This is a genomic window from Parviterribacter multiflagellatus (assembly GCF_056863265.1).
This window is the reverse complement of the sequence record NZ_JBXPIZ010000012.1, coordinates 265312-290512: the sequence shown is the minus strand read 5'-3', so window position 1 is coordinate 290512 and position 25201 is coordinate 265312. Positions and strand designations below refer to the sequence as shown.

General features: G+C 73.9%; 29 protein-coding genes. 11 read left to right on the top strand and 18 right to left on the bottom strand.

The genetic code is table 11. From position 1 onward, the window contains the following. Positions 1–160 precede the first annotated feature (160 nt). Genes AC1UE5_RS25105 through AC1UE5_RS25080 form a run of 6 tightly spaced genes read left to right on the top strand, consistent with a single transcriptional unit; the run spans position 161 to position 6558 of the window. On the top strand, positions 161–1021 hold the full coding sequence (locus AC1UE5_RS25105; protein WP_482928674.1) for a carbohydrate ABC transporter permease: 861 nt from the start codon (positions 161–163) through the stop codon (positions 1019–1021). Then, positions 1018–1863 (top strand): carbohydrate ABC transporter permease, encoded by an 846-nt coding sequence (locus tag AC1UE5_RS25100; RefSeq protein WP_482928673.1) that lies wholly within the window; start codon positions 1018–1020, stop codon positions 1861–1863. The genes AC1UE5_RS25105 and AC1UE5_RS25100 overlap by 4 nt, the downstream gene beginning before the upstream one ends. Continuing rightward, positions 1860–2957 carry an N-acetylglucosamine-6-phosphate deacetylase gene (nagA, locus tag AC1UE5_RS25095; protein WP_482928672.1) on the top strand — a complete coding sequence of 366 codons (1098 nt, stop codon included), beginning with the start codon at positions 1860–1862 and terminating at the stop codon, positions 2955–2957. The genes AC1UE5_RS25100 and nagA overlap by 4 nt, the downstream gene beginning before the upstream one ends. Further along, on the top strand, positions 2944–3981 hold the full coding sequence (locus AC1UE5_RS25090) for an SIS domain-containing protein (RefSeq protein ID WP_482928671.1): 1038 nt from the start codon (positions 2944–2946) through the stop codon (positions 3979–3981). The genes nagA and AC1UE5_RS25090 overlap by 14 nt, the downstream gene beginning before the upstream one ends. Before the next feature lie 16 nt (positions 3982–3997). Beyond that, positions 3998–5206 carry an ABC transporter ATP-binding protein gene (locus AC1UE5_RS25085; RefSeq protein ID WP_482928670.1) on the top strand — a complete coding sequence of 403 codons (1209 nt, stop codon included), beginning with the start codon at positions 3998–4000 and terminating at the stop codon, positions 5204–5206. Beyond that, on the top strand, positions 5203–6558 hold the full coding sequence (locus tag AC1UE5_RS25080) for a beta-N-acetylhexosaminidase (RefSeq protein WP_482928669.1): 1356 nt from the start codon (positions 5203–5205) through the stop codon (positions 6556–6558). The genes AC1UE5_RS25085 and AC1UE5_RS25080 overlap by 4 nt, the downstream gene beginning before the upstream one ends. Here AC1UE5_RS25080 and AC1UE5_RS25075 read toward each other — a convergent pair. The 10 genes from AC1UE5_RS25075 to AC1UE5_RS25030 all read right to left on the bottom strand — a co-directional run bounded on the left by AC1UE5_RS25075 (position 6555) and on the right by AC1UE5_RS25030 (position 15603). After that, positions 6555–7781, bottom strand: coding sequence for an HtaA domain-containing protein (locus tag AC1UE5_RS25075; RefSeq protein ID WP_482928668.1), 1227 nt, complete (start codon positions 7779–7781; stop codon positions 6555–6557). The two genes, AC1UE5_RS25080 and AC1UE5_RS25075, sit on opposite strands and share 4 nt — an antisense overlap. A gap of 48 nt (positions 7782–7829) precedes the next feature. After that, positions 7830–8408, bottom strand: a complete 579-nt coding sequence (locus tag AC1UE5_RS25070) for a TetR/AcrR family transcriptional regulator (RefSeq protein ID WP_482928667.1) — start codon at positions 8406–8408, stop codon at positions 7830–7832. A 75-nt stretch (positions 8409–8483) separates the two neighbouring features. Next, a complete protein-coding gene (locus tag AC1UE5_RS25065) occupies positions 8484–9302 on the bottom strand; it encodes a HugZ family pyridoxamine 5'-phosphate oxidase (RefSeq protein ID WP_482928666.1) in 819 nt (272 codons plus the stop codon). 65 nt (positions 9303–9367) lie between these two features. Then, on the bottom strand, positions 9368–9772 hold the full coding sequence (locus tag AC1UE5_RS25060) for a DUF2149 domain-containing protein (RefSeq protein WP_482928665.1): 405 nt from the start codon (positions 9770–9772) through the stop codon (positions 9368–9370). Then, positions 9772–10395 (bottom strand): MotA/TolQ/ExbB proton channel family protein, encoded by a 624-nt coding sequence (locus AC1UE5_RS25055; protein WP_482928664.1) that lies wholly within the window; start codon positions 10393–10395, stop codon positions 9772–9774. Before AC1UE5_RS25055 ends, AC1UE5_RS25060 begins: the two co-directional genes overlap by 1 nt. Beyond that, positions 10395–11615 carry a PKD domain-containing protein gene (locus AC1UE5_RS25050; RefSeq protein ID WP_482928663.1) on the bottom strand — a complete coding sequence of 407 codons (1221 nt, stop codon included), beginning with the start codon at positions 11613–11615 and terminating at the stop codon, positions 10395–10397. The genes AC1UE5_RS25055 and AC1UE5_RS25050 overlap by 1 nt, the downstream gene beginning before the upstream one ends. A 2-nt stretch (positions 11616–11617) precedes the next feature. Next, the gene (locus AC1UE5_RS25045; protein WP_482928662.1) at positions 11618–12862 is read right to left on the bottom strand and encodes an HtaA domain-containing protein; all 1245 of its coding nucleotides are present in this window, start codon (positions 12860–12862) and stop codon (positions 11618–11620) included. Then, positions 12862–13677 carry an ABC transporter ATP-binding protein gene (locus tag AC1UE5_RS25040; RefSeq protein ID WP_482928661.1) on the bottom strand — a complete coding sequence of 272 codons (816 nt, stop codon included), beginning with the start codon at positions 13675–13677 and terminating at the stop codon, positions 12862–12864. Before AC1UE5_RS25040 ends, AC1UE5_RS25045 begins: the two co-directional genes overlap by 1 nt. Beyond that, positions 13677–14744 carry a FecCD family ABC transporter permease gene (locus AC1UE5_RS25035; RefSeq protein ID WP_482928660.1) on the bottom strand — a complete coding sequence of 356 codons (1068 nt, stop codon included), beginning with the start codon at positions 14742–14744 and terminating at the stop codon, positions 13677–13679. The genes AC1UE5_RS25040 and AC1UE5_RS25035 overlap by 1 nt, the downstream gene beginning before the upstream one ends. Further along, entirely contained in the window at positions 14716–15603 is an 888-nt protein-coding gene (locus tag AC1UE5_RS25030; protein WP_482928659.1) for an ABC transporter substrate-binding protein, read from the bottom strand. Before AC1UE5_RS25030 ends, AC1UE5_RS25035 begins: the two co-directional genes overlap by 29 nt. Before the next feature lie 155 nt (positions 15604–15758). Here AC1UE5_RS25030 and AC1UE5_RS25025 point away from each other — a divergent pair, with 155 nt between their 5' ends. Next, positions 15759–16568, top strand: coding sequence for a collagen-like triple helix repeat-containing protein (locus tag AC1UE5_RS25025; RefSeq protein ID WP_482928658.1), 810 nt, complete (start codon positions 15759–15761; stop codon positions 16566–16568). A gap of 38 nt (positions 16569–16606) precedes the next feature. On the opposite strand, the gene AC1UE5_RS25020 is transcribed toward AC1UE5_RS25025, so the two are convergent. Genes AC1UE5_RS25020 through htpX form a run of 3 tightly spaced genes read right to left on the bottom strand, consistent with a single transcriptional unit; the run spans position 16607 to position 18822 of the window. After that, positions 16607–17359, bottom strand: a complete 753-nt coding sequence (locus AC1UE5_RS25020) for a nucleotidyltransferase domain-containing protein (RefSeq protein WP_482928657.1) — start codon at positions 17357–17359, stop codon at positions 16607–16609. Further along, the gene (gene pspAB, locus AC1UE5_RS25015) at positions 17341–17916 is read right to left on the bottom strand and encodes a PspA-associated protein PspAB (protein WP_482928656.1); all 576 of its coding nucleotides are present in this window, start codon (positions 17914–17916) and stop codon (positions 17341–17343) included. Before pspAB ends, AC1UE5_RS25020 begins: the two co-directional genes overlap by 19 nt. Positions 17917–17925: 9 nt before the next feature. After that, positions 17926–18822 (bottom strand): zinc metalloprotease HtpX, encoded by an 897-nt coding sequence (htpX, locus tag AC1UE5_RS25010; RefSeq protein WP_482928655.1) that lies wholly within the window; start codon positions 18820–18822, stop codon positions 17926–17928. Between the two features lie 143 nt (positions 18823–18965). Between htpX and AC1UE5_RS25005 the strand changes: the two genes are divergently transcribed. Both AC1UE5_RS25005 and AC1UE5_RS25000 read left to right on the top strand, forming a co-directional pair. Further along, the gene (locus tag AC1UE5_RS25005; protein WP_482928654.1) at positions 18966–20096 is read left to right on the top strand and encodes a murein hydrolase activator EnvC family protein; all 1131 of its coding nucleotides are present in this window, start codon (positions 18966–18968) and stop codon (positions 20094–20096) included. 25 nt (positions 20097–20121) lie between these two features. Continuing rightward, positions 20122–20892, top strand: coding sequence for a prolipoprotein diacylglyceryl transferase (locus tag AC1UE5_RS25000; protein ID WP_482928653.1), 771 nt, complete (start codon positions 20122–20124; stop codon positions 20890–20892). Here the strand turns inward: AC1UE5_RS25000 and AC1UE5_RS24995 are convergent. From AC1UE5_RS24995 to AC1UE5_RS24985, 3 genes are read right to left on the bottom strand one after another with little or no spacing between them, the layout of a single operon-like run. Further along, on the bottom strand, positions 20878–21705 hold the full coding sequence (locus AC1UE5_RS24995; RefSeq protein WP_482928652.1) for a metal ABC transporter permease: 828 nt from the start codon (positions 21703–21705) through the stop codon (positions 20878–20880). The genes AC1UE5_RS25000 and AC1UE5_RS24995 overlap by 15 nt on opposite strands. Continuing rightward, entirely contained in the window at positions 21702–22475 is a 774-nt protein-coding gene (locus tag AC1UE5_RS24990) for a metal ABC transporter ATP-binding protein (RefSeq protein ID WP_482928651.1), read from the bottom strand. The genes AC1UE5_RS24995 and AC1UE5_RS24990 overlap by 4 nt, the downstream gene beginning before the upstream one ends. Then, a complete protein-coding gene (locus tag AC1UE5_RS24985; RefSeq protein WP_482928650.1) occupies positions 22472–23251 on the bottom strand; it encodes a metal ABC transporter permease in 780 nt (259 codons plus the stop codon). Before AC1UE5_RS24985 ends, AC1UE5_RS24990 begins: the two co-directional genes overlap by 4 nt. Positions 23252–23376: 125 nt before the next feature. Here AC1UE5_RS24985 and AC1UE5_RS24980 point away from each other — a divergent pair, with 125 nt between their 5' ends. Continuing rightward, positions 23377–23964, top strand: a complete 588-nt coding sequence (locus AC1UE5_RS24980; RefSeq protein WP_482928649.1) for a transposase — start codon at positions 23377–23379, stop codon at positions 23962–23964. Here AC1UE5_RS24980 and AC1UE5_RS24975 read toward each other — a convergent pair. After that, positions 23927–24409, bottom strand: coding sequence for a GNAT family N-acetyltransferase (locus AC1UE5_RS24975; protein WP_482928648.1), 483 nt, complete (start codon positions 24407–24409; stop codon positions 23927–23929). The two genes, AC1UE5_RS24980 and AC1UE5_RS24975, sit on opposite strands and share 38 nt — an antisense overlap. A gap of 57 nt (positions 24410–24466) precedes the next feature. Between AC1UE5_RS24975 and AC1UE5_RS24970 the strand changes: the two genes are divergently transcribed. Next, a complete protein-coding gene (locus tag AC1UE5_RS24970; protein WP_482928647.1) occupies positions 24467–24715 on the top strand; it encodes a hypothetical protein in 249 nt (82 codons plus the stop codon). On the opposite strand, the gene AC1UE5_RS24965 is transcribed toward AC1UE5_RS24970, so the two are convergent. Continuing rightward, positions 24712–25194, bottom strand: a complete 483-nt coding sequence (locus tag AC1UE5_RS24965) for a universal stress protein (RefSeq protein ID WP_482928646.1) — start codon at positions 25192–25194, stop codon at positions 24712–24714. The genes AC1UE5_RS24970 and AC1UE5_RS24965 overlap by 4 nt on opposite strands. Positions 25195–25201: the final 7 nt, after the last annotated feature.

Here is a 25201-nt window from a genome sequence, read left to right as displayed (position 1 = left end):
TGGGGGGGGGGACCAATTTTCTGGCGACAAAGGGGGAGGGGGGGTTGAGGGGGCAACCTCCGCCCCCCCCCCCTCTGTGGCTGGGGGCCTCCCTCCCCCCCCCCCACGGTCGGGGGGCCTGCAGCGGGTCCAGCGCGCGGTCGCGCGGCTCACGCTGCCGGTGCTCCTCCTCCTGCCCGCGATGGTGATCATCATCGGCCTGGTCGGCTACCCGCTCGGGAAGACGATCTGGCTGTCGTTCACCGAGACGCGGCTGGGCGACCTGCGCGACGGCAGCGGCGAGTGGGTCGGCCTGGACAACTTCAAGGAGGCCGTCACCGACGTCCAGCTGCGCACCTCGCTCATCAACACGGTGGTCTTCGGGACGCTGTGCGTGATCGGCACGATGGTGCTCGGCTTCGCGGTCGCGCTCCTGCTCAACCAGAAGCTCCGCGGCCGGGGCGCCTTCGCGCTGTTCGTGCTCCTGCCCTGGGCGGTGCCCGCGCTCGCCGCGTCCGCCATCTGGAAGTGGCTGTTCGACGACCGCTACGGCTTCGTCAACTGGGCGCTGGTGAACCTCGGCTTCACGAGCTTCCAGGACTACGCGTGGTTCGCCGACCGCGAGAGCGCGTACGTCGCGATCTTCGTCACCGTCGTCTGGCAGTCGTTCCCCTTCGTCGCGCTGAGCCTGCTCGCCGGCCTGCAGACGCTGCCCAAGGACACGCTCGACGCCGCCGCCGTGGACGGCGCGTCGGCCTGGCAGCGCTTCCGCCTCGTGACGCTGCCGTTGCTGCGGCCGATCGTCGCGGTGCTCGTCGTCTTCTCGACCATCTGGGACTTCAAGATCTTCGACCAGGTCTACGCGATGGCCGCGGGCGTGCCCGACCGGGCCGCCGACACCGCCGCCGTCGCCGCGTACCGCGAGGCGTTCGCGCTCGGCCACTACGGGCTGGGCTCCGCCGTCGCGGTGATCCTGTTCCTCGTCCTGCTCGGCTTCTCGCTCGTGTACGTGCGGCTGATCGGCCGGGAGGGGCGCACGTGAGCCGGCTCGCCGACGCCCGCTGGTGGATGAAGCGCGGTTGGATGTACCTCGCGGCGCTCGCCGTGTCCGCGTTCGCGCTCTTCCCCGTCTACTGGGTGCTGATCACGTCGCTCAAGCCGCGGTCGGAGATCTACACCAAGACGCCGGACCTGTGGCCGAACGACCCGCAGTGGCAGCGCTACCCCGACGTGCTGGGGGAGGGCCACGTGGGCCGCGCGCTGACGAACTCGCTGATCGTCGCGGGAGTCACGACCGTGATCTGCGTGGTCGTCGCCGCGCTGGCCGCCTACGCGCTCACGCGGTTCGACATCCCGCTGCGCGGCGCGCTGATGATGCTCGTCCTCATCACGCAGATGTTCCCGCTCGTGGTGCTCGTGATCCCGCTCTTCGTGCTCATGCGCGAGGCCGACCTGCTCGGGACGTACTGGGGGCTGGTGGCGTCGTACCTGGCGTTCACCGTGCCGTTGGCGATCTGGATCATGCGCGGGTTCCTCATGACGATCCCGGAGGAGCTCGAGCACGCCGCGCGCATCGACGGCGCGACGCGGCTCGGGGCGATGTGGCGGGTGATGCTCCCGCTCGCGGCGCCCGGCCTGGCGACGACCGCGGTCCTCTGCTTCCTGGAGGGCTGGAAGGAGTTCATGCTCGCGCTGACGTTCATGACCGAGGAGGAGAAGAAGACCGTGCCGGTCGTCCTCCAGTCGTTCGTGGGTCGCGGCGACACCGACTGGGGCTCGATCATGGCGACGAGCGTGCTCTACACGCTGCCGGTCGCGCTCGTCTTCCTGGTGCTGCGCAAGCACCTGATGCGGGGCACGACCGCCGGGGCGGTGAAGGGATGAGGCTCGGCGTGGAGGCGGCGCTGGTCGACGGGGACCTGGTCCTCGGCGACGTGTCGGTGGACGACGGCGTCATCACGGGCATCGGCCTGGCGGCGAACGGCGCGGGCGCGAGCGGCATCGCGGCGCCCGGGTTCGTGGACCTGCAGGTCAACGGGTTCGCGGGCGTGGACTTCATGACCGCCGACGTGGACGGCTACCGCCGCGCGGGCGAGGCGCTGCTGGAGACGGGGACGACCGCGTTCCAGCCGACGTTCGTCACCGCGCCGCGTGAGACGCTGCTCACCGCGCTGCGGGCGATGCCGTCCGGCGGGATCGGCCCGCGGGTGATCGGTGCGCACGTCGAGGGGCCGTTCCTCTCGCCGGCGCGGATGGGCGTGCACGACGGGGAGTGGCGCCGGGCGCCCGATCCGGCGCTGCTGGAGGAACTGCTGGCCGCCGGGAACGTGCGGCAGGTGACCCTGGCGCCGGAGCTGCCGGGCGCGCTCCAGCTCGTGGATCTGCTGGTGGAGCGGGGGGTCACGGTGGCCGCCGGCCACACCGACGCGACCGCGGCCGAGGCGCACCTGGCGTTCGACCGCGGCGTGACGACCGTGGTCCACCTGCTGAACGCGATGCGGCCGTCGACGCCCCGCGACCCGTCGATCGCGATGGCGGCGCTCGCGCGGCCGGACGTGGTCGTCCAGATGATCGTGGACGGGCACCACGTGGCGGCGGACATGGTCCGGGTCGCGTGGCAGGCGGCCGCGGGGCGGTTCGCGCTGGTGACCGACGCGGCGCCCGCCGCCGGCCTGGGGGACGGGACGTTCACGCTGGGCGCCCGGGAGGTGATCGCGGGCGACGGGGTCGTGCGCGGGCCTGAGGGGCAGCTCGCCGGGAGCGCGCTGACGATGATCGAGGCGGTGCGCAACCTGCACGCGCTCGACGTGTCGCTGGCCGATGCGCTGAGCGCGGCGTCGGCGGTGCCGGCGCGCGTGTGCCAGCGGCCCGACCTGGGGCGGCTGGAGGTGGGTGGCGCGGCCGACGTGGTGGTGCTGGACGACCGGCTGGAGATCCAGCGCGTCCTGGTGGACGGAGGCGATCGTGTTCCGGGTTGAGGAGGAGATAGCCGAGCAGCCGGCGGTCGTCGAGCGGCTGCTCGAGACGTCGGGGGCGGCCGTCGAGGCGGTGGCGGCGGAGGTGCTGCGGCGCCGGCCGCGGTACGTCGTGATCGCCGCGCGCGGGACGTCCGACAACGCCGCGCGGTACGCCCAGCACCTGCTCGGGCGGATGTGCGGCCTGCCGGTCGCGCTCGCGACGCCGTCGCTCCACACGCTCTACGCGGCGCCGCCGTCGTACCGGGACGCGCTCGTGCTCGGCATCTCCCAGTCGGGCGCGTCGCCGGACGTCGTCGGCGTCGTGGACACGGCGCGGCGGCAGGGGAGCGTGACGGTCGCGCTCACCAACGACCCCGCGTCGCCGATGGCCGGGGCGGCCGACCACGTGATCGACCTCTGCGCCGGCGTCGAGGCGTCGGTCGCGGCGACCAAGACCTACACCGCGTCCCTCGCGGCCGTGGCGGCCCTTGCCGCGGCCATCGCCCAGGACGGCACCGCGCGGCGCGAGCTGGCCGGGCTCCCGACCCTCCTCGCCGACCAGCTCGCGCTCGCGCCGGACCCGGCGGCGGTGCTCGCCGCCGAGGCCGCGGGGTGGGAGCGGCTGGCGGTCGTCGGCCGCGGCGCGAACTACGCCACCGCGTTCGAGGCGGCGCTGAAGATCAAGGAGCTGACCGGGATCGCGGCCGAGCCGTACTCGCCCGCCGACTTCCTGCACGGGCCGATCGCGGTCGTGCGGGACGGCTTCCCGGTGCTGGCGATCGCGGTGCACGGCCCGGCGCTGGCGGGCGCGCGCGAGCTCTTGGAGGAGGTGCGGGCCCGGGGCGGCCGCGCCTGCCTCATCACCGACACCCCCGCGCTCGCCGCCGGCGACGAGCCCGTGCTGCGCGCGGTCGCCGCGCCCGAGTGGCTGTCGCCGCTCGTGTGCGTGCTCCCCGCGCAGCTGCTGGCGGTCGCGACCGCCGAGACGCTCGGCCACGACGTCGACGCCCCGTTCGGCCTGCAGAAGGTCACCCGGACCACCTGAGACAGAGGACAGACCGATGCCACCCATCCACCTCGAAGGCGTCACCAAGCGCTACGACAAGCACGGGCCGCTCGCCGTCGACCACGTCGACCTCGACATCGCGGACGGCGAGTTCATGGTCCTCGTCGGGCCGTCCGGCTGCGGCAAGTCCACGCTCCTGCGGATGATCGCGGGCATCGAGGAGACGACCGGCGGCGCGATCCGGATCGGCGAGCGCGACGTCACGCACCTCGATCCGCGCAAGCGCGACATCGCGATGGTGTTCCAGACGTACGCGCTGTACCCGCACCTCACCGTGCGCGGCAACCTCGGGTTCGGGCTCAAGCTCCACGGGGCGGGGAAGGCGGAGATCGCCGCGCGCGTCGAGGAGGTCGCGCGGACGCTCGGCCTGGACGAGCTGCTCGACCGGCGCCCGGGCGAGCTGTCGGGCGGTCAGCGCCAGCGCGTGGCGATGGGCCGCGCGATCGCGCGCCAGCCGCAGGCGTTCCTCATGGACGAGCCGCTGTCGAACCTCGACGCCAAGCTGCGCGTCTCGATGCGCTCGCAGCTGTCGCAGCTGCACGAGCGGCTCGGCATCACGACCGTGTACGTCACGCACGACCAGGTCGAGGCGATGACCCTCGGCCAGCGGGTCGCGGTGATGCGGAGCGGGGTGCTGCAGCAGTGCGCGTCGCCGACCGAGCTGTTCCACCGCCCGGCGAACCTGTTCGTCGCGGCGTTCATCGGCTCGCCGTCGATGAACCTCGTCGACGCCCGGGTGGAGGACGGGACGCTCGCGTTCGCGGGGCGGCGGATCGAGCTGCCCGCGGCGTCGGCGCTGCGGGCGGCGAACGGGCGCAGGATCGTGCTCGGGCTGCGGCCGCACGACCTCGAGCTGTGCGGGCCGGACGCCGACGCGGCGGGCGCGACGATCCCTGCGCGGATCGACGTCGTCGAGGACCTCGGGACCGAGAAGAACCTCGTCTTCCGGCTCGACGCCCCGCGGGTGTCCGCGGACGAGCTGCGCGAGGCGATGGACGCCGACGACGACGCGGTTCTGCTCGCCGACGAGGACCGCGCGGTGTGGACGGCGGTCGTCGACCCGCGCTGCGACGCCCGGGTGGGCGACACGGTGGAGCTGGCGTTCGACCCCGCGCGGCTGCACGGGTTCGACCCCGACACCGGCGCGGCGCTGCGGGCACCCGCGGACGCCCCGGCCGCCACGTCGACCCCGGTGCCGGCGTGAGCGCCCCGGTCGCGATCATCCCCGCGCCGGCCGAGCTCGAGCTGCGGGACGGCCCCGGCGCGCCGGTCGCGGACGCGTCGTTCGCCATCGATCCGGCGCTCGCGCACGACGTGCACGAGATCGTCGTGGGCGACGGGACGGTGCGCGTGCGAGCGGGCTCGGACGAGGCGGCGTTCCACGCGCGGCAGACGCTGGCGCAGCTGGGGGAGGAGGCGCCCGCGCTGCGCATCGTCGACCGGCCCCGGTTCGCGCACCGCGGCTTCATGCTCGACCTCGCGCGCCACTTCTTCGGGCCCGAGGACGTCAAGCACGTCATCGACCACTGCGCCGCGTACAAGCTCAACGTGCTCCACCTGCACCTCACCGACGACCAGGGGTGGCGGATCGAGATCGAGTCGCACCCCGCGCTGACCGCGAAGGGCGCGGTCGGGGCGGTCGGCGACGCGCCCGGCGGGTTCCTCACGCAGGACGAGTACGCCGAGATCGTCGCGTACGCCGCGGAGCGGTTCATCACCGTGATCCCCGAGATCGACTGCCCGTCGCACGTGCACGCGGCGCTGTGCGCGTACCCCGAGCTGAGCGCTGAGGGCGACGGCCCGCCAGATGGGCCGAAGCCGCCGGCGCCCTACCACGGGACCGAGGTCGGGCACTCGTCGTTCGACGCGCGCAACGAGGCGGTCTACGCGCTGCTCGAGGACGTCCTGACCGAGCTGGCGGCGCTGACGCCCGGCCCGTTCATCCACCTCGGCGGCGACGAGGCGCGCTCCACGCACCCCGACGACTACCGCCTCTTCGCGCGGCGCGCGCAGGAGGTCGTCGCGCGGGTGGGCAAGCGGACGATGGCGTGGCAGGAGCTGGCGGAGGCGTCGCTGGCGGACGGCACCGTCGTCGAGTACTGGGACACGATCTCGCCACGCGGCGGCGACCTGCTGCGCGCGGCGGTCGCGGCGGGCGCGCCGATCGTGATGGCGCCCGGCGACCGCACGTACCTCGACATGAAGCCCGACGAGGACGCGCGCCTCGGCCTGACGTGGGCCGGCCTCGTGGACGCGCGCGACGCCTACGACTGGGATCCCGCGACGCACGTCGACGGCGTCGGCGAGGGCGACGTCCTCGGCGTCGAGGCCTGCCTGTGGACCGAGACCGTCACGACGCGCGCCGAGATCGAGGAGATGCTCTTCCCGCGCCTGGCCGCCGTCGCGGAGGTCGCGTGGACGCCGCAGGCGGCGCGCGCCTGGGACGCGTTCGCCGCACGCGTGGCGACGCACCGCGACCGGTGGGAGGCCGCGGGCGTCACGTACTACCCCTCGCGCCAGCTCGGCTGGGCGGAGGGCATCGGCGTGGGCCGCTAGGGCACCTTCGGCAGCGTGAACGTGAAGGAGCCCCACGGCGTGCCCGCGGGGTACTCCTTCCCGAGCTCGTCCTGCGCACCGGCGGCGACGGTCGCGTCGACGTCGGTGTAGACCCGGTCGCCGTCGGGCTCGGTGGTCACCGTCGCGCCGGCGAGGTCGAGGTTCAGCAGGTGCCGGTCGGCGTACACGACGTCCGGCGCGGACGGGTTGTCGCGGTCCCCGTGCGAGCCGTCGGCGAGCACGCGGCCCGTGGCCCGGTCGAGATCGGCGAACACGAGGTTCTCGACCCACTGGTCCAGGCCGTGGCAGCCCATCGTGTAGCGGACGCGCCCGCGGTGCGTGAGCGTCGTCGCGGTGGCTTCGATCTGGTCGACCAGGAAGTCGAGCTTGCCGTCGGCGGGCGGCGGGGCGGCGACGATGCCGCCGCTCAGCGTCACGGCGCCGGGAGGCGCGAACCCGCAGATCGACATCGGACCGGTGACGTACTCGATGAACGACCGGTGCGAGCCCGAGGACGGCAGGCCGGACGAGAACCACCGCGTCTGGCCGGTCGCGGGCGTGGTCGGCGGGGGCGGGTCGGGGGTGGGCGTCGGCGTGCCCGGCTGCGGGGCCGGAGCGGGCGGCGTGGTCGGCGCGGGTGCCGGGAGCTTCGGGGCGGTCGCGGCGGCGGTGTCGGTCCCCGTGACCGACGCACGGCCGAACGCGCCGGCGTTCAGCCGACGGAGCTTGAGCGCGCTCTTGATGCGCGTGGCCGCGGCGGAGGTGAGCACGACCGAGGTGCCGGTCGTCGTCGCCGAGCCCGTCGTCGTGTCCACCTGCGGGATCGTGCCGCCGCGCAGCGTGAAGAGCGTGACGCGCTTGCCGCCGGCGGCGCCGGTGATCGCCGGCGCGGTGCCGAGCGTGGTGCGCAGGCCGGTGAAGGTGATCTTCCGCTTGCCCTTCGTGAAGCGGATCGCGCCGCCGTGGCGGACCGTCGGCGTCGCGCCGAGCGTCACCGCGCTGGTCGGGAGCGTCAGCGCGCTCCTCCGCACCGTGGCCGGCTTGACGGCCTGGACCTTCACGCCCGCGGACTTCAGCGCCTTGCCGGCGCCCGAGGCGGTGGAGAGGGTCAGGCTGCTGCTGCCGGTGGCGGCGGCGCTCGCGGCGGTGGGCGCCGCGGCGGACAGCGCGGCGACGGCGCAGGCGACGACGGCCGCGCGGGAGGTGGGACGGGAGTGCTTCACGGCTTAGGCCAACCTAACAGCCCGCCGCGACCGCCCGAAGCGCGTGCGTCAGGCCGGCCGGGCGACGCGCTGCGCCATCGCGACCGTCGCGCGCTCGACCTCCGCCACGTCCGCGTGGCGGTGCAGCTGGCGGACGCCGGCGTTGACCAGCCCCTGCAGGAGCTGCGCGTTGAGCTCCGGGTTCGCGTCGCCGTTCGCGGCGAGCTCCGGCACGAGGAGCTTGGCGGGCCGGTATGCGATCGCGTTGATGCGCGCGCGGACGGCCGGGCCGAGCGGCGCGTCGCCGAGGATGTTCGCGAGGCGGTGGTGGCCCTGCGCGACGAGGTGTAGCTGCGTCTTGACGAACGCCGCGATGCGCCCGTCGAGGTCGTCCTCGGACGCCATCGCGGCCTCCAGGCGCTCGAGCCACTCGGGCACCTCGCGCTCGCAGACCGCGGCGATGACGTCGTCGCGCGACTCGAAGTAGCGGTAGACCGAGTTGCGCGCGAGCCCGGCGCGCTCTCCCAGCACCCGGAAGCTCAGGGCTTCCGCGCCGCCCTCGACGAGCAGCGCCTCGGCGGCGTCCAGAAGCGCCTCGCGCTGCTTGGCGCGGTGCTCGGCGACGGTTGCTGCATCTATGGACGGCACGGGACAGGTTCCGATCCTAGAACGACACGAGCCCCCGCCGCGCAGCCGCGGCGAGGGCTCGCACGAGAGAGACGGTCAGCCCGCGGCGCGGGCGAGCTTCACCAGCTCGATGGACGCGGTGCGCAGGCCGTCGGGCGCGGTGCACGGCTCGACGAACGCGACGCGGGTCGGGGCCTTGCCGCGCGGCGTGGTGACGGTGAGGTCGAGGCCGTAGCGGTCGGCGCGGTCGCAGCGGGCGGCGGTCGCGTCGGTGTAGCCGGCGAGCTTCTGCGCGATCTCGAGCAGCGCGTCGTCGTGGTCCTCGTTGAGGTGCTTGACGGCGTAGGCGGCCGACGGCGCGACGGGATCGTCCTCGGCGGCGGCGTACGACGCGGCGTCGGCGGAATCCATGCGGCCGTAGCCGCCGACCCAGCGGACGCGCTCGACGCGCAGGACCCACAGGGAGAAGTCGCCGAAGCCCGAGTAGAACTTCGACATCGGGACGGCCTCGTGGAAGGCGGCCAGCGCCCGCTCGGCCTCCTCGCCCTCCGGCTTGACGCACTTGCCGAGGAGCGTCACGCGGCCGCTGTTGAGCGGGTCGCTGCCGACGTAGTCGTCGGCAGCGATCATGAGCGACGCGCGGGCGTCGGCGAGCAGGTTGCGGCCGTGCTCGGCGAGCGTCGAGACCATCAGCACCGGCTGGCCGCCCTCGATGGTCGCGTAGGCGACGAGCGAGCCCCACGGGTCGCCGTCCTCCGTCAGCGTCGAGAGCGTCGCGAGCTTCGTCGTCTGGACGAGCGCGCGGGCCTCCTCGGCGGGCGTGCGGCGGCGGGCGGGCGGGGTCTCCACGAGCGGCTGGGGCACCGCGAACACCTCGGCGGGCGCGTCGTGGTCCATGGGCGGCGCAACGGTCATGGCGACATCGTAGGGACACCTGTCGCCATCATCAAGACACCTGTCGCGAAACTTCTTCGGGGTGCCTAACCGCCCGGCGTGGTCGCCGTGCCCTGCGGCGTCGTGGCGCCGCTCGGCGGCTCGTCCTCGGGCCGGACGAGGATCGTCCGGCCGTCGTCGAGCCGGTAGACCGTGCCGACCGGCTCGCCGCTGCCGACGACCTTCTCGCCGGGCTTGAGCTGCAGCTCGCGGGCCTGCTCGTCCTTGCCGACGACGACCGAGCGGTCGCTCTGCTGCGCCTGCTGCTCGCGTTGCTGCTGCTGCTCGCGGTTCTCCTTCAGCGCGTCCGGCGTCAGCTCGATCGAGGAGAGCGCGGCGAGCAGGAACGCGACCGCGAGCACGATGCCGAGGTCGAAGAGGTTGACGAGGCCGTCGAGCGGGTCGCCCGCGCGGTCCTCGTGCATCTTCGCGCGGGCGCCGACGCGCGCCATCAGGTCTTGGCCTCCGGCAGCAGGCGCGCGGCGACGTACTCGAGATCCGAGTAGTCCTGCGCGTAGAGCCGGTCGCGGATCAGCGAGGCGGTGAACGCGAGCGCGCCGACGAGCAGGCCGACGACCGTGACGCCGAACGCGACGCGCAGGTTCTCGGTGAGCTGGTCGATGTCGCCACCGGACAGGCCGGCGAGCGCGGGGGAGAGCGGGATCAGCGTGCCCATCAGGCCGAGCGCTGGGCCCATGCGGACGAGCACGCGCGTGCGCTCGAGCCGGCGCAGCGAGCGCAGGTCGAACTCCGCCAGCCGCTTGTTGACGCGATCGCTCGCGTCCGCGCGCCCGTGCACGTGGACGATGCCCTCCAGCACCTCGGTCATCCAGCGCGAGTAGGCGGCGCCGCGCAGGGCGTGGATCGCCTTGCCGTGGTCGCCCGCCTGGAGCGCCTCGTGCGCCTTGTCGAGCATCCGGTCCAGCCGGGCCAGGCCGCGCTGGCGCCGCTGCGCGACCTCGTTGGCCAGCGCGCCGAGCTCGATCACGACGACGACGAGCGCGAGCAGCGCGAGGACGAGCACGGGGATCCGCAGCACGTCCGTGATCTCGAAGAGCAGCTCCTCGACGTCCATCAGGCGGCCCTCCGCATCCGGCGGCGGTCGAGCCCGAACCCGGCGGCGAGCGCGACGCCGACCCCGATGCCCGTCCACGCGGCGGGCGGCAGGCCGAACGCGGCGCTGTCGCCCTCGGGGCCCTCGGCCTCGGGGACGATGCTCTCGCGCGCGGGCGCGGCGACCGGGGTGGTGTCGGCGACGAGCAGCTCGCCGCGCACCTCGCCGGGGATCGTCGTGTCCTCGGCCTTGGCCGGCTCCTTCGGCTTCTCGTCCCGCCGGCGCTCGCGCTCGGGCCTCTTCGGCTCGGGCGTCTCGGCGGTCGGCGCGGGTGTGGCGGTGGTCGCCGCCGCGTCGCCGCCGCCCCCGGTCCCCGTGCCGGCGGTGCCGGAGCCCGTGCCGTCGGCGGTCCCGCCGGTCGAGCCGGACGTCACCGTGCCGGTCTCGTCCTCCTGCCCGTCCTCGGCCTCCGGCTCCTCCTCGGCGGCGCCGACCTCGACCTGCACCACGTCGGAGACGTTCCGCTTGCCGGTGTCGACGGTCGCCATGACCGCGAACGTCCCCTTCTTGCGGAACGTGTGCTGGACCTCGTCGCCCGTGCCGGTGCGGTTGTCGTCGCGGAAGAGCCAGGTGATCGCGATCTCCTCGCCCGCGCCGGCGTTGCGCACGGTCGCGGTGAACGTCACGCGCTCACCCACCTTCGGGCGCATCTTCGACGGCTTGACGCCGATCGCGAGCTGGAGCGTGAGGCGCAGCGCGATCGTCATCCCGGCTGGGTCGACGAGCTCGTCGGCGCCGTTGAGGTCCGTCGCGGACGCGCTGGGGCGCAGGAAGTGCAGCTGCCCGTCCGGCGCGACGTAGAACACGGGCGGCGCGCCGCCCTCCCAGTCGGCCTGCCGGGCCTGCTTCTCGCTGAACGTCACGGTGTGGGACGGCGTCTGCACCTGCGCGTGCCGGTACTGGTCGATGTCGGCCTTCGCGTGGTCGAGCACCGCCTTGAGCGACACGCCCGTGATGGTCCGCGTCGTCGCCGAGCCGTCCTCTCCGCGGACCGTGTAGGCGCGGTCGCGCACGTCGGGGTTCGCGAGCAGGGAGTCGAGGTTCACGGGCTCAGTGTTGCCGCTCGGCCGCAGGACCATCACGCTGGCCGCGTCCGCGGTCGCCACGCCGGGGGCGAGCAGGCCGACCGCGGCGAGGACGCTCGCCGCCAGCCATCGCAGGTGTCGCCCCCGGGTGCGCATCCTCAGTACGTGTAGGTGACCGTCACCCAGCCGAGGTCGTCGCCGTTCGCGTAGAACCCGCCGAAGACCTCGTCGCCGGCGCCCTCGGCCACCTTGGCGTTCATCTTCGCGTACGTCACGGTGTTGCCGCTGACGGCCGGGGGGACGTTGTCGAGCGTGGCCAGCGTGTAGCGGCGCTGCGCGATCGGCGTGCCGTCGCGGCCGGCCATGGTGAAGACCGCGCGCGAGCCGCTCGGAGTGATCTCGATCTCCGGCGCCATCGCGTCGTAGTTGATGCAGTGCGAGGGGTAGCTGAAGTTCAGCTTGCCGCCGGCGCGGAACACGCCCGTGCCCGAAGCGGCGTCGAACCAGCTATCCGCGGGGGTCTGGTACTCGAACTCGTACACGAGCAGCGCCTTGTCGCCCTTGTCGCCCTTGGTCAGCGCGAGCTCGGCGGCGCCGTCGGAGACCACGGTGCCGTCGCTCGGCCCGCCGCCGGAGGCGAGGTAGGTGATGAACGACTCGCGGACGTGCCACGTCACGCGCGCCGTGACGGTCTGGGCGGTGCCCGGACGGGAGAGCAGCGTGGGCTCGGGACGCGTGATCGGCCGGTTCGTGACGGAACCGCACGGCGCGTTCGCGGGGGGCGGGGTGGTGGTGCCCGTGGTCGGGGTCGTCGTTCCCCCGCCGGTCGTGCCGCCGGCCTGCTTGCCGCGCAGCGCCGCCTCGACCGCGACCGTGCCGAGCGCGCGCGAGGGCGCCTTGCGGAGCTTGAGGCGCTTGCGGATCAGCGTCGCGGCCTTGGTCGTCAGCGTGACCTTCGTCGCCGCGAGGTCGGCCGTGCCGGCGGTCGCGTTGACGGTCGCGGTGCGCTTGGCGACGGTGAAGAGCGAGACGCGCGCGCCCGCGGAGGTCGCGCTGATCGTGGACTGCGAGCCGAGCGTCGCGCGCAGCTCGGTGAAGCTGACCTTCAGCGTCTTGCCGCCGGCCTTGCGGCGGAACGTGAGGCCGCCGTCGTGCTCGAGCGAGGAGCTGCGCGCCCCGAGGATCCCGCGCGCGACCGGCAGCCGCAGCTTCCCGGCCGACAGCTTGGCCGGCTTCACCGCGGTCACCGTCACGCCCTGCTGCTTGAGCGCCTCCAGCGCCGAGCTGCCGAGGACGACGGTCGTCGAGCCGCGGTCGGTCGACTGGGCGTGGGCTGCGGGCGCGGTCGCGCCGCCGAGCAGCACGGCGGCGGTGGCGGCGCCGGCCGCGATCCTCCGGGTCATCACGGGAGCGTCTCCTTCGTTGCGAGCGGGGTGGGGGCGCCGAGCCAGTCGACGCGAAGCGCGGTGTGGCCGTGGTGGTCGGCCTCCAGGCCGGCGTCGACCTGCCACACGTCGCGAAGCGTCTGGCGGTCGAGCACGTCCTCGGCGGCGCCGTCGGCGACGGTGCGGCCGCGCGCGACGACGACGACGCGGTCGGCGATCGCCGCGGCCATCGCGAGGTCGTGCACGACGAGCACGACGCCGAGGCCCTCGTCGGCGAGCGAGCGCAGCAGCCGCGCGAGCGTCGCGGAGGCGCCGAGGTCGAGGTGGGCGGTCGGCTCGTCGGCGATCAGCGCCGGGGCCTCCTGCGCGAGCGCGACGGCGCACTGGACGCGCTGCAGCTCCCCGCCCGACAGCGTCGACAGCTGGCGGTCGGCCAGCTCCAGCGCGCCGGCGCGCTCCAGTGAGCGCTCGATCGCGGCGCGGTCCTTCGAGGTCGGACGGGCGAGCGGCTTGATGTGCGGCGACCGCCCGATCTCCACCGCCTGCCGGACGTCGATGCCCTCGGGCACGCGCGGGCGCTGCGGCACGAACGCCCGCAGCAGCGCCAGGCGCCGGCCGCGGAGCCTGCGCAGGTCCTCGCCGTCCCACCGCACCTCGCCGCCGGCGAGCTTCTGCATCCCCGCGACCGCGCGCGCGAGCGTGGACTTGCCCGCGCCGTTCGGGCCGACGACAGCGACGAGCTCGCCGCGCGCGACGGACAGGTCCGCGTGGTGGAGGATCTTCGCCTCCCCGATCTGGACCTGAACGCCGGTGGCCTCGAGCAGCGGCGCCATCAGACCGCCTTCCGCAGGAGCCAGAGGAACAGCGGGACGCCGAGGATCACCATGAACGGCCCGACGGGCAGCTCGATCGGGGCGAAGAGGACGCGCGCGAGCGTGTCGCCGAGCAGCAGGAGCGCGGCGCCGACGATCGCGGAGACCGGCACGACGAAGCGGTGGGAGTGCGTGCCGCCCGCGAGGCGCACGACGTGGGGGACCACCAGCCCCAGGAAGGTGAGCAGGCCGGCGAGCGCGGCGGCGGCGGACGCCAGCAGCGCGGCGGCCATCGCGGCGCCGAGGCGGATCAGCCGCGGGCGGGCGCCCAGCGACTCCGCGACCTCGTCGCCCAGCGCGAGCCGGTCGAGCGGCCGGATGAGGACGGCGGCGATGATCGCGCCCACGAGGAAGTACGGCCAGGCGACCTCCATCTCCGCCCAACCCTCGGACGTCAGGCCGCCCGCGAGCCAGAAGACGGCGGACTGCACGCGGTCGCTGAAGGCAACCATGACCGAGGTCGTCATCGCGCCGAACATCGCCTGGACCGCGATGCCCGCGAGGATCAGCCGGCCGATCGAGCCGGCGCTCGCGCCCGTCCAGGCGATGCCGAACACGATCACCGCGGCGAGCGAGCCGAAGAGCAGCGCGCCGACCGGCAGGAGCGCGATCGACGAGGGGAAGACGAGCAGGATCAGCACCGCGCCGAAGCCCGCGCCGGCGGTGACGCCGATGACGTCGGGGGAGGCGAGCGGGTTGCCGAGCGCGCCCTGCAGGAGCGCGCCCGCGACGCCGAGAGCGGCGCCGACGACGATCGCGTCGACCGTCCGCGGCAGCCGCAGGTCCATGATGATCTTCTCGAGCGGGCCGCCCTCGGACTGGCCGGTGAGCGCGTCCCAGACGTCCGCGAACGGGACGTGGACGGCGCCCTGGGTCATCGAGAGGACGACGCCGGCGACGAGCGCGACGAGCGCGACGACCAGCACGAGCCCCTGCCGCGCGAGCCCGCGCGAGCGCACCTTGGGCGGAGCGCTCGGCGCGGGTGCGGCAGGCGGCGCGCTAGTTGTCGAGGTACTTGCTGCGGACATCGCGGATCGTGCGACCGACGTCGGTCCACGGCTGCAGCAGCGAGTTGCCGGTCGACACGAAGATCTTGTTCCTCTTGGCCGCGTTCGTGTCCGACCACGCCGGGTTGGTCTTCAGGTACGTCGCGAGCTTCGCGAGGTCCCCCGGGTTGCCGTGCGGCACCGCGATGATGATGTCCGGGTTGCGCTCGACGACCGTCTCGTTGGAGATGCGGGCGAAGCCGCCGCCGGCGGTCAGGCCCTGCGTCAGGAGGTCGCCGCCGGCGCGCCGGACGACGTCGCCGCCCCACGAGTTCGCGAGCATCGCGAAGGGCGAGCGGCCGACCGCGAGGATGACGAGCACCTTCGGGCGCTTCCTGATGCCCTTGGTCGCCGAGGCGATGTCGCGCGTCGTCTTGGCGGCGAGCGCGCGGGCCTGCGACTCCTTGCCGACGAGCTTGCCGATCCGGATCGTCTCGCGGGCGACCGCGTCGACGCTCGTGGGCTCGGAGACCTCGACCTTGATGCCCAGGCGCTTCATCGCGCTGTGCCCGCGGTTCCAGGTCGGCGACGACAGGACGAGGTCCGGGTTCTTGGTCGCGAGCTGCTCGAGGTTCGGCCCGTTCGGGTGCGTGAGGGTCATCACCGGCACGCCCTTCAGGCGGCCGTCGATGCGGTCCTTGCCGCCGAGCGTCTGGCCGATCGCGATCGGCTTGACGCCCAGCTGCGCGAGCGTGTTCGCGGTGAAGGGGGTGAGCGCGACGATGCGCTTCGGTGCCGCGGCGTGGGCCGCCGGCACGACGGCGAGCGCCGCCGCGGCGATGGCGAGGATGAGGGCGAGCGCGGCGGCTCGGGCCCGGGCGGGGGTCGATACGACGGTCACTGTCGCTGGGTTCTCCTTCAGGTCCGAGAGGGGCGCGCAACGGCGTCCAAGCCGCGTCAGAGGCCCCGCATTAGGAAAACCTAACACCCCTGGAGGAGTCGGTTATGGTGATGCGCCGTTAGGACCCCCTAAAGCCGGAAGGACCCGCACTCCCAGTGTCCCGTCTCGTGAAGTACCTGCGCCGTCATCACATCGGCCTGGCCGCCCTGTTCATCGCGCTCGGCGGCACCTCCTACGCCGCCGTGCAGCTGCCGAAGAACAGCGTCGGCGCGAACCAGATCAAGGCCGGCGCCGTCGGCTCGTCCGAGATCAAGAACAGCTCCGTCACCGCCGCGGACGTCAAGAACGGCTCGCTCACCGCCTCCGACTTCAAGGCGGGCCAGCTGCCGAAGGGCGACACGGGCGCGACCGGCGCCACCGGCCCGCAGGGCCCCAAGGGCGACAAGGGCGAGACCGGTCCGGCCGGCCCGACCGAGTCGATCGCCGTTCGCCTGAATCGCACGGGCAACACCACGATCCCGAGCACGCCGAACGGCACGGCCACGACGCAGCTCACCTGGACCGAGGCGCAGGTCGCGTATGAGGTGGGCGGAGACCTCTTCAACGAGGCGGGCCCGGGCGGACCGTCGGTCCCCGCGAACGCCGGCATCCGCATCCCGAAGGCCGGCACGTACTCGCTGAGCGCAGGTCTTCGCTGGAAGGACAACTCGACCGGCGCGCGTGCGCTGTCGGTCAGCGGCCCGCAGGGCAGCATCCTCGCGACCAGCATCGTGCCGGCCGCCGAGACCGGCGCCGGCGGCGTCGGTGACCCGGTCGTCCGCACGGTCCAGAACGTGTCGACGACGACCCGTCTGAACGAGGGCGACTACGTGTACGTCAGCGCGGGCCAGAACTCGGGCGCGCCGCTCGACATCCAGAGCTCGCTCGCGCAGGTCCACTTCGCGGTGACCTACGTCGGCCCGTAGGACCTCCTGAGCGCGGCGCCGGCCCGGCCGGCGCCGCCTCAACCCCTGGGGCGGACCTTCGTGGAGATGCCCCAGCTCTTCTTCTGGGGCGGCTGCTCGCCCGCCGGCGCGGCGGGCGGGGCAGGCGCCGGCGGGTTGCCGAGGCGCTTGTTCGTCAGCTCCTCCGCCCACTTCCACGCCTCGCGCTTGGACACCCACGCGCGCTTCTCGCGCCAGATCGCCGCGCGCGACGACGCGATCATCAGCCGGTGGTCCGGGTGGTGGACGGCGTGCCACTGGACGTTCGCGCTGTGCGCGTCCTTGATGAGCTCGTCCTCGATGGGGCCGATCAGGTCCGTCGGCGGCTCGCCGACGAGCGTCACCGCGTAGAGCTTGGCGACCGCGAGGTCGAGCACGAACCAGTGCCAGGACTCGGCCATCGGGTCGTAGCCCGCGTGGCGGACGCCCTTGCCGGTGTTGAGGTTGAGCTCCCACCGCTGCGCGCGCCGCGGCGACGCGACCTGCGGGCGCGTGTACGCGACGAGCTCGAGCTTCTTGGCCGGGCAGGGGAGCGCCTCGTGCGAGCACGTGTCGACGACCGCGTCCCAGTCGCTGACGGTCAGCGGCTTGTCGACGATCACGATCACGTCGAGGTCGCTGCGACCGGGCTCGTACGAGCCCATCGCGTAGGAGCCGATCACCGCGGCGCACATGAGCCGCTCGCCGAGGCTCTCGGCCAGCCGCTCGCCCAGCTCCTCGAGGTAGGCGGTCGCCTCGGGGTCGGTGGAAGGCGTTACAGCGGGACGCCCCACAGCGGGAACCAGCGCTCCAGCTCGGGCTCGATCGGCAGCTCGCCGCCCAGCTGGGCCTTGAGCTGCAGCTCGCGCTCGTTGTCGCGCGCCTGGTCGCCCGGCGCCGGCACGAACGGGTACCAGCTGCCGCGCTTGACGTTGTAGATGAAGTAGACCGACTTGCCGCGCTCGTCCTTGAAGCCGAACACGGCGGCGAGCACCCGGTCGCCGTAGCCGCTCGTGTCGAGCGCGTCCTTGACGGCGTTGATGCCGACCACGAGGTCCTCGACGTCCGGGTCCTGCAGGACCGCCCAGCGGTAGCCGAACTTGTCCTCGGTGGTCTCCACGAGCGTCCCGGTCTCCTCACCGGTCGCGCGCAGGACCTCCTCGGTGTCCTTGACGATCGCGTTGAAGTCGCTCGTCGCCAGCGGCTGGAAGACGATGCCCGCCTTGCCGGCGGTCGTGATCCCGTAGGCGGACTCGAGCGTGACGTACGCGGTCGAGATCGCGAACAGCCGGTCCTTCTTCGCCGGCTTGGCGGTGCGGCTGCGGCCGAGCAGCGAGTCGAGGAACCCCACGTCCCGAGCTTACGCCACGCCCTGCATCTGGCGCTCGAGCTTGGCCAGCTCGGCGATCCGCTTCTCCATCGGCGGGTGCGTCGCGAAGAGCGCGAAGAACGACTGCTTCGTCGGCGGCGCGATGTAGAAGGCGGCCAGCTCGGAGTGCGCGTGCTCGCGCAGGTCGCGCTGCGGGATGCGGTCCATCGTGCCGCTGATCTTCATCAGCGCGGACGCCAGCGCGGACGGGCGGCGCGTGATCTCGGCGGCGCCGCGGTCGGCCGCGAACTCGCGGTAGCGCGACAGCGCCTGCATGAGGAAGAACGAGACGACGTAGACCGCGAGCGACACGAGCAGGACGACCAGGAAGCCCGGGCCCTCGTCGTCGTCGCTCGACCCTCCGAAGAGGAAGCCGAACTGGAGGATCATCGACGCGATCGCGGCGAAGAACGACGCGATGGTCATGATCGCCACGTCGCGGTGGCGGATGTGCGCGAGCTCGTGCGCGATGACGCCCTCGAGCTCGGCGGGGGAGAGGATCTCCATGATCCCGGTCGTCACGCAGACCGTCGCGGACTTCTGGTTGCGGCCCATCGCGAACGCGTTCGGCATCGCGGTCTGGACGATGCCGACCTTCGGCTTGGGGATGTCCGCCTGCACGCAGAGCCGCTCGATCATCGCGTGCAGCTCGGGCGCCTCCTGCGGCGAGACCTCGTGCGCGCCCATCGCGCGCAGCCCGATCTTGTCCGACGCCAGGACCTGGACGACGAACATGATCGCGACGACGAAGATCAGCGGGTAGATCTTCGCGGCGACCAGCACGGCCACGAGCACGACGTAGACGAGGCCGAGCAGGAAGAAGGTCAGCAGCATGCGGGCCTGCAGACCCGCGGGCGCCTTGAGCGCGGAGGTGGACCGGGTGGCCATGGTCCTTCCCATTCTACGGGTCCGGCTGCACCTGTTTTTGCAGGGGAATTGATCTTCGCGTCGTACTCTGCGACGCCGCTGTGCGCCTTCGCGTCCTCCTCGCCTGCGCTGTTCTCCCGTTCGTCCTCTGGGCGCTCCTGCCCATGCCGTCGAACGGTCAGAGCGCGGGTGAGATCCAGCGCAAGATCGAGGCCACGCAGGGCAAGATCGGCAAGAAGAAGGGCACCGAGCGCGTCCTCTCGCGCGACATCGCGAAGTACACGAGCAAGATCCGCCGCCTCGAGGGCCGGATCGGGACGCTCCAGTCGCGGCAGGCCTCGCTCCAGGCCGACCTCGACGCCAAGCGCGCGGTGCTCGTCAAGACCCAGGCCGAGCTGCGCTCCGAGCGCGCCCGCCTGACCCGCCTGCGCGCCCGGCTCGTCACCGCGCGCCGCAAGCTCTCGCAGCGGCTGGTCGAGATGTACAAGGCCGACAAGCCCGATGCCCTGACCGTCGTGCTCAACTCCGACGGGTTCGCCGACCTGCTGGAGCGCGGCGAGTTCATCGCGCGCATCGCGGAGTCGGACCGCAAGATCGTCAAGGTCGTCAAGGACGCCAAGAAGGACGCGACCGAGACGGAGGCCAAGCTCGACCGGCTCGAGCAGCGCCAGCAGCGGGTCACCGCGCAGGTGCTCGCGCGGCGCAACGAGGTCGCGGCGGTCAAGGAGGAGCTGATCGGCACCCGCGTCGGCATGCAGAACACCAAGGCGGGCAAGGAGCGCGCGCTCTCCAAGGTGAAGGTCGACCGCAAGGAGCTGGAGGGCCACCTCGAGTCGCTCGAGGCCGAGCAGGCGAAGATCCAGGCGCGGCTCGCGCAGGTCTCGTCCGGCGGCGGCGCGGTGACGTCCGGCGGGCCGCCCCCGAAGGGCTCGGGTCAGCTGAACTGGCCGGCCAACGGCTCGATCTCCTCGCCGTTCGGCCAGCGCTGGGGCCGCCTGCACGCCGGCATCGACCTGCCGCTCCCGGTCGGCACCGCGCTCCACGCCGCGGACGGCGGGCGCGTCGCGCTCGCGGGCTGGACCGGTGGCTACGGCAACTACACCTGCATCCAGCACACCGGCTCGCTCTCCACGTGCTACGCGCACCAGTCGTCGATCGGCGTCTCGGTCGGCCAGAGCGTCTCGCAGGGCCAGGTCATCGGCCGCTCGGGCAACACGGGCAACTCCACGGGCCCGCACCTCCACTTCGAGGTGCGCGTCAACGGCAACCCCGTGGACCCCATGGGCTACCTGTAGCCCGCCCCCGAGTAGCCTGGCCGGCGTGCTCGAGTCGATCGACCTCTTCGGCCTGGACCTCAAGACGTTCGGCCTCTTCTTCGCGCTGAACTTCGTCGCCTGGGGCGCGATCGTGTCGGTGCGCCTGCGGGAGCTGGGCAAGCCCGTCGACTGGGCGTGGGAGATGGTGTTCGTCGGGCTGGCCGGCGGGTACGTCGGCGCGCGGCTGTACTGGGTGATCCAGAACGGCGGCGGGCTGAGCCTCGGCGACCTGTTCAGCGGCTCCGGCCTCATCTGGTACGGCGGCCTGCTGGGCGGGACACTCGCGATGGGCGTGTGGGCGAAGTGGCGCGGGTTCCTGTCGCCGCACCTGCTCGACCTCGCCGCCATCGGCCTGCCGATCGGGTACGCGATCGGGCGCATCGGCTGCCAGGTCTCCGGCGACGGCGACTACGGCGAGCCGTGGGACGGGCCGTGGGCGATGGCCTTCCCGGACGGCGTCGTGCCGACCGACCAGGACGTCCACCCGGCCCCGCTCTACGAGACGATGACGATGGGCACGGTGGGGCTCGTGCTGTGGCACCTGCGCGACCGCGTGCAGCCGGGCGGCCTCTTCCCGCTCTACCTCATCTGCGCGGGCATCGAGCGGTTCCTCGTCGAGTTCATCCGCCGCAACGAGGACGCGGCGCTCGGGCTCACCGCGGCGCAGCTGTGGAGCGTCGCGCTCGTCGCGATCGGCGTCGTGCTGATCGTCGTGTTCCAGCAGCGCGGCGGGCTGTTCAAGCCGCGCGCCGCGACCGCGTCAGCCGCCGCTTAGCGCCTCGATGGGGGAGCGCGCACGGCGCTGCTCCCCACCCGCGCTGCGCAGCACCACCGCCGCCAGCGCCGCGAGCGTCAGCACGAGCGCGACCGAGGCGCCCGCCGCGAGCGAGAGGCGGTCGGAGACCACGACGCCCAGCGCGCCGCCCGCCGCGCCGGTGAGCGAGGCGACGACGAGCTGCGGGCCCAGCCGCCCGGCCAGCCGCTGCGCGACGACCGGCGGCGCCACGAGTACCGCGACGACGAGCAGGTTCCCCAGCCCCTGCACCGCGACGACCATCGCGGCCGCGAGCGCGACGAGCAGGAGCGCCTGCACGCGTGCGGGGTTCGTGCCGAGCGCGCGGGCGGCGGCGGGGTCGTGGACGGCGGCGACGAGCCCGCGGTGGCCGGCGGCCAGGCCGAGGACGACGACGGCCGTGAGGACCGCGGCCGCGATGAGGTCCGCGTCGGTGACGCCGAGCAGGTCGCCGAACAGCAGGTCGGCGAGCTTCGGCGGCGCCTCGGGCGTGCTCGCCAGCAGGACGCCGGCGCCGAAGACGGTCGTGACGGTGACCGCGACCGCGAGGTCCGCGCCGATGCGCCGGTCGCGCGCGGCGAGCGCGATGACGACCGCCGCGACGACGATGCCGCCCGCCGCGCCGAGCAGCAGCGGCGCGCCCGCGATGGCCGCGAGCGCGAGGCCGGGGAGCATCGCGTGCGAGAGCGACTCGGCCGCGTAGGACTGGCGGAACGCGAGGATCCACAGGCCGAGCGGCCCGCACGCGGCGCCGATCAGGACGGCCTCCAGGAGCGCGCGCTGGAAGATCGTCATGCGTGGTCGTGCTCGCCGCAGTCGTGGTGCGGGGCGCAGATCGTCTCCGCCTCGCCCTCGCCGTCGCCGATCACGACGAGCTCCGCGCCGTACGTCTCGCGCAGGATCGGCGCGGTGAGCGTCGTCGCCGGCGGCCCGAACGCGACCTGGCGCCCGTTGAGGCACAGCACGCGGTCCCACCGCCGGGCCTGCTCGACGTCGTGCGTGGCGATGAGCAGCGCGCGACCCTCGCCGACCAGCTCGTCGAGGACCTGGAGGATGCGGTCCTCGCTCGCGCGGTCGACGCCGGCGAACGGCTCGTCGAGGAGGAGGACACGGGCGTCCTGGAGGAGGGCGCGGGCGATCAGGACGCGACGCCGCTGGCCGCCGGAGAGCGTGCCGTAGCGGGCGCCGGCGCGGTCGGCGAGCCCCACGCGCTCGAGCGCCGCGTGCGCGCGCCGGCGGTCGTCGCCGGCGATCCGCTTCCACCACGGCGTGCGCGCGTACGCGCCCATCAGCGTCACGTCGAGCGCGCTGACCGGGAAGTCGAGCCGCGCGTGGTCGCCCTGCGGCACCACGGCGACGCGCTCGCGGATCGCGACGGTGCCGGCGCGCGGCTCCAGCTCGCGCAGCAGCGTGCGGAAGAGCGTCGTCTTGCCGCCGCCGTTCGGGGCGAGGACGCCGACGGACTGGCCGGCGTCGACGGCGAAGCGCAGGTCGCGCAGGACGTCGACGCCCGGGACGTAGCCGGCGCGGACGTCGCTGACGCGGAGCAGCTCGGCGGCGCTCATCGCCGCACCACCGCCGCGAGGGCGTACGCGCCGCCGCCGAGAAGGGCGATCGCGGGGCCGGGCGGCAGGTCGTTGTAGTAGGCGATCAGCAGGCCGCCGACGCCCTCGGCGACGGCGAGGCCGACCGCGAGGAGCTGGAGGCGGCGCAGGTCGTCGGTGAGCAGGCGGGCGGTGGCGGCGGGCACGACCAGGAGTGTGCCCACCAGGAGCGCGCCGACCGCGGGGAGCGCCGCGACGACGGTCAGCGCGAGCAGCGTGAGCAGCAGCGCGTCGCCCCGGCCGGTGCGCACGCCGAGCGCAGGCGCGGCCTGCGGGTCGAACCCGGTGGCGAGCCACGTGCGGCCGAGCGTGGCGGTCGCGGCGAGGGCGACGAGCGCGACCGCGGCGGAGAGCGCGAGGTCCCCGTCGTCGAGCCCGAGCAGGGTGCCGAACAGGAGCCGGTCGACGCCGACGCCCGCGGGGTACGCATCGCTGGCGAGGATCGTGCCGCCCGCGAGGGCGAGGACCAGCAGGAGCGCGGTCGCGGCGTCGGGGGCGACGTGGCGCTTGCGCACCAGCCGCTCCAGCCCACCGGCGTAGAGGAGGCCCGCGCCGAGCGCGGCGAGCTGCGCGGGGATGCCCCACGGCGTGGCGACCACGAGGCCGGGGAACGTCGCGCTGCCCGCGGCATGGGTGAAGAAGGCGAGGCGGCGCAGCACGATCCACGTGCCGAGCAGCCCGCCGGCGACGGCGAGCAGCACGACCTCGATGAGCGCGCGGACCATGAACTCGGGCATCTGAGACCCATTCTCACAGACGCGCCACCGGGCAACCCGGCACACCTTCGACTCCACCATGGAGTCGAAGGTGTGCCGACGTGCAGTGGGGGCGAGCGTGCGGCCGGCGTCGGCTCCGGCGGAGCATGACGACTCGCTCCTCCCACGCGACCGCGCACGCCGCGGCCGGCGGCACGCTCGTCCGCGACCACCACGACCGCCGCGCGCTCCTCGCGGCGCTCGCGCGCACCGCCCGGGTGCGGCGGTGGTCGTGCCTGGCGTGGTGCGTGCTCGACACGCACGTCCACCTGCTCGTCACCGCGCCCGCAGGCGACCTCGACACGGGCCTCGCGGAGGTCCGCGCCGCGTACGAGCGGCACTTCCGCGCGCGGCACGGGTTCGGGCGCGAGCGCTTCTCCGTGCCGTTCACCGCGAAGCCGGTGCGGTCCGACGCACATCTGCTGGCGACGATCCGCCACGTCGCGCTCAACCCGGTCGCGGCCGGGGTGGTGCGGGAGCCGGCGCAGTGGCCCTGGTCGCACCACCGCGCGGGGGTCGGCGTCGCGGCGGACGGCCTGACCGACGCGCCGGCGCTCCACGCGCGCTTCGCCGCGTGGGGGACGGACGGCCGCGAGGGGTACGCGAGCTACGTCGCGGAGGGCGTCGAGGACGCGCGGGAGCGGGCGCGCGACCTCCTCACGACGGCCCGCGCCGCGCAGCTGCGGATGCCGTGACGGGCTTGCGGTAGTAGACCCGGCGGAAGCCGCTGGGGGACACGCCGCGGTGGGTCTCGACCCAGCCGAGGTGCGGGTAGATCGCCTGGTTCTCGGTCATCTTCTCGTTCGTCGACAGGCGCAGCTCGGCGATCCCGCGCGCGGCGGCCTGCGCCTCGGCGAACGCGAGCAGGCGGCGCCCGAGGCCGCGGCCGTGCAGCGCGGGCTCCACCGCGACGTCGTCGACCTCGAGCCAGCCGTCGCGCTCCTCCAGCACGACGCAGCCGGCGACGACCCCCGCGCCACCGTCGAGCACCCACAGCCTCCCGGCGCGGACGTGGCCGGCGTAGTCGGCGTCCATCGGCCCGGGGCGGCGGCCGATGCGCTCCACGTACCGCTCGAACGCGCGCGCCACGAGCGCGGTCACGGCGGGCACGTCGGCGGCGGTGGCGAGGCGGATCTCCATGGACGGACGATCGTGGCAGAGGGGCGAGCCGCGCCGCCCGCGGGCCTCGACGCGGGCATGCCACCGACGACCTTCCCGATGGGCTACTACGAGACCGGCGACGGCACGACCCGCGAGGTCCGGCTCGCCCGCTACGCCACCGCGCACGGCGCCTGGGCGCTGCTCGACGCGATCGCGGCCACCGACGCCGACACGCGCGTCATCACCCACCGCCTCGCGGACGTCGAGGAGGCGACGGACGCCGCCGAGGACTACCTCGACCTCGCCCGCACGCTCATGCGCCCGGTCGACGAGCTCTGGAGCTAGACGAGCAGCACCGGCCGGTGGTCGGCGTTCACGACGTCGCGCGAGACGCTGCCGAGGATCGCGCTCTTCAGCCCGCCGTGGCCGCGCTGGCCCATGACGATCGCGGGCGCGTCGACCTCCTCGGCCGTCGCCGCGATGATCTGCGCCGTCGGCCCGTCGGCCACGACCAGTCGCGCGTCGACGGTGAACCCCGCCGATCGCGCCAGCGTCGCGCCCGCCTCGAGCACGTCGTGCGCCTCCGGCTCGGACGACACCGGCGCGTCGATCCGCCCGCCGGTCATCGCCTGCGCGACCCCGAGCCCGCGCTCGGTCGGCTTGTAGACGTACAGCAGGACGGCCTCCCGGCCCTCCTCGACGAGCGCGCCCGCCGCCTCGATCGCGTGCCGGGCCTGCTCCGAGCCGTCGAAGGCGAGCAGGAGCGGCCCGGCGTTCCCGTTTCCAACCACCATGCCGCGCACGGTCGCAACGGGCGGGGTCACCACGCCT

Excerpts from the sequence above, each read along its gene's own strand:
- nagA (WP_482928672.1), top strand. The coding sequence starts at position 1,860 with ATGAGGCTCGGCGTGGAGGCGGCGCTGGTCGACGGGGACCTGGTCCTC.
- AC1UE5_RS25065 (WP_482928666.1), bottom strand. The coding sequence starts at position 9,302 with ATGACCGTTGCGCCGCCCATGGACCACGACGCGCCCGCCGAGGTGTTC.
- AC1UE5_RS25045 (WP_482928662.1), bottom strand. The coding sequence starts at position 12,862 with ATGACCCGGAGGATCGCGGCCGGCGCCGCCACCGCCGCCGTGCTGCTC.
- AC1UE5_RS24995 (WP_482928652.1), bottom strand. The coding sequence starts at position 21,705 with ATGACGATCTTCCAGCGCGCGCTCCTGGAGGCCGTCCTGATCGGCGCC.
- AC1UE5_RS25085 (WP_482928670.1), top strand. The coding sequence starts at position 3,998 with ATGCCACCCATCCACCTCGAAGGCGTCACCAAGCGCTACGACAAGCAC.
- AC1UE5_RS24980 (WP_482928649.1), top strand. The coding sequence starts at position 23,377 with ATGACGACTCGCTCCTCCCACGCGACCGCGCACGCCGCGGCCGGCGGC.
- AC1UE5_RS24990 (WP_482928651.1), bottom strand. The coding sequence starts at position 22,475 with ATGAGCGCCGCCGAGCTGCTCCGCGTCAGCGACGTCCGCGCCGGCTAC.
- AC1UE5_RS24970 (WP_482928647.1), top strand. The coding sequence starts at position 24,467 with ATGCCACCGACGACCTTCCCGATGGGCTACTACGAGACCGGCGACGGC.
- AC1UE5_RS25050 (WP_482928663.1), bottom strand. The coding sequence starts at position 11,615 with ATGCGCACCCGGGGGCGACACCTGCGATGGCTGGCGGCGAGCGTCCTC.
- AC1UE5_RS24985 (WP_482928650.1), bottom strand. The coding sequence starts at position 23,251 with ATGCCCGAGTTCATGGTCCGCGCGCTCATCGAGGTCGTGCTGCTCGCC.
- AC1UE5_RS25035 (WP_482928660.1), bottom strand. The coding sequence starts at position 14,744 with ATGTCCGCAGCAAGTACCTCGACAACTAGCGCGCCGCCTGCCGCACCC.
- AC1UE5_RS24975 (WP_482928648.1), bottom strand. The coding sequence starts at position 24,409 with ATGGAGATCCGCCTCGCCACCGCCGCCGACGTGCCCGCCGTGACCGCG.
- AC1UE5_RS25040 (WP_482928661.1), bottom strand. The coding sequence starts at position 13,677 with ATGGCGCCGCTGCTCGAGGCCACCGGCGTTCAGGTCCAGATCGGGGAG.
- AC1UE5_RS25005 (WP_482928654.1), top strand. The coding sequence starts at position 18,966 with ATGCCGTCGAACGGTCAGAGCGCGGGTGAGATCCAGCGCAAGATCGAG.
- AC1UE5_RS25060 (WP_482928665.1), bottom strand. The coding sequence starts at position 9,772 with ATGGCGCGCGTCGGCGCCCGCGCGAAGATGCACGAGGACCGCGCGGGC.
- AC1UE5_RS25055 (WP_482928664.1), bottom strand. The coding sequence starts at position 10,395 with ATGGACGTCGAGGAGCTGCTCTTCGAGATCACGGACGTGCTGCGGATC.
- htpX (WP_482928655.1), bottom strand. The coding sequence starts at position 18,822 with ATGGCCACCCGGTCCACCTCCGCGCTCAAGGCGCCCGCGGGTCTGCAG.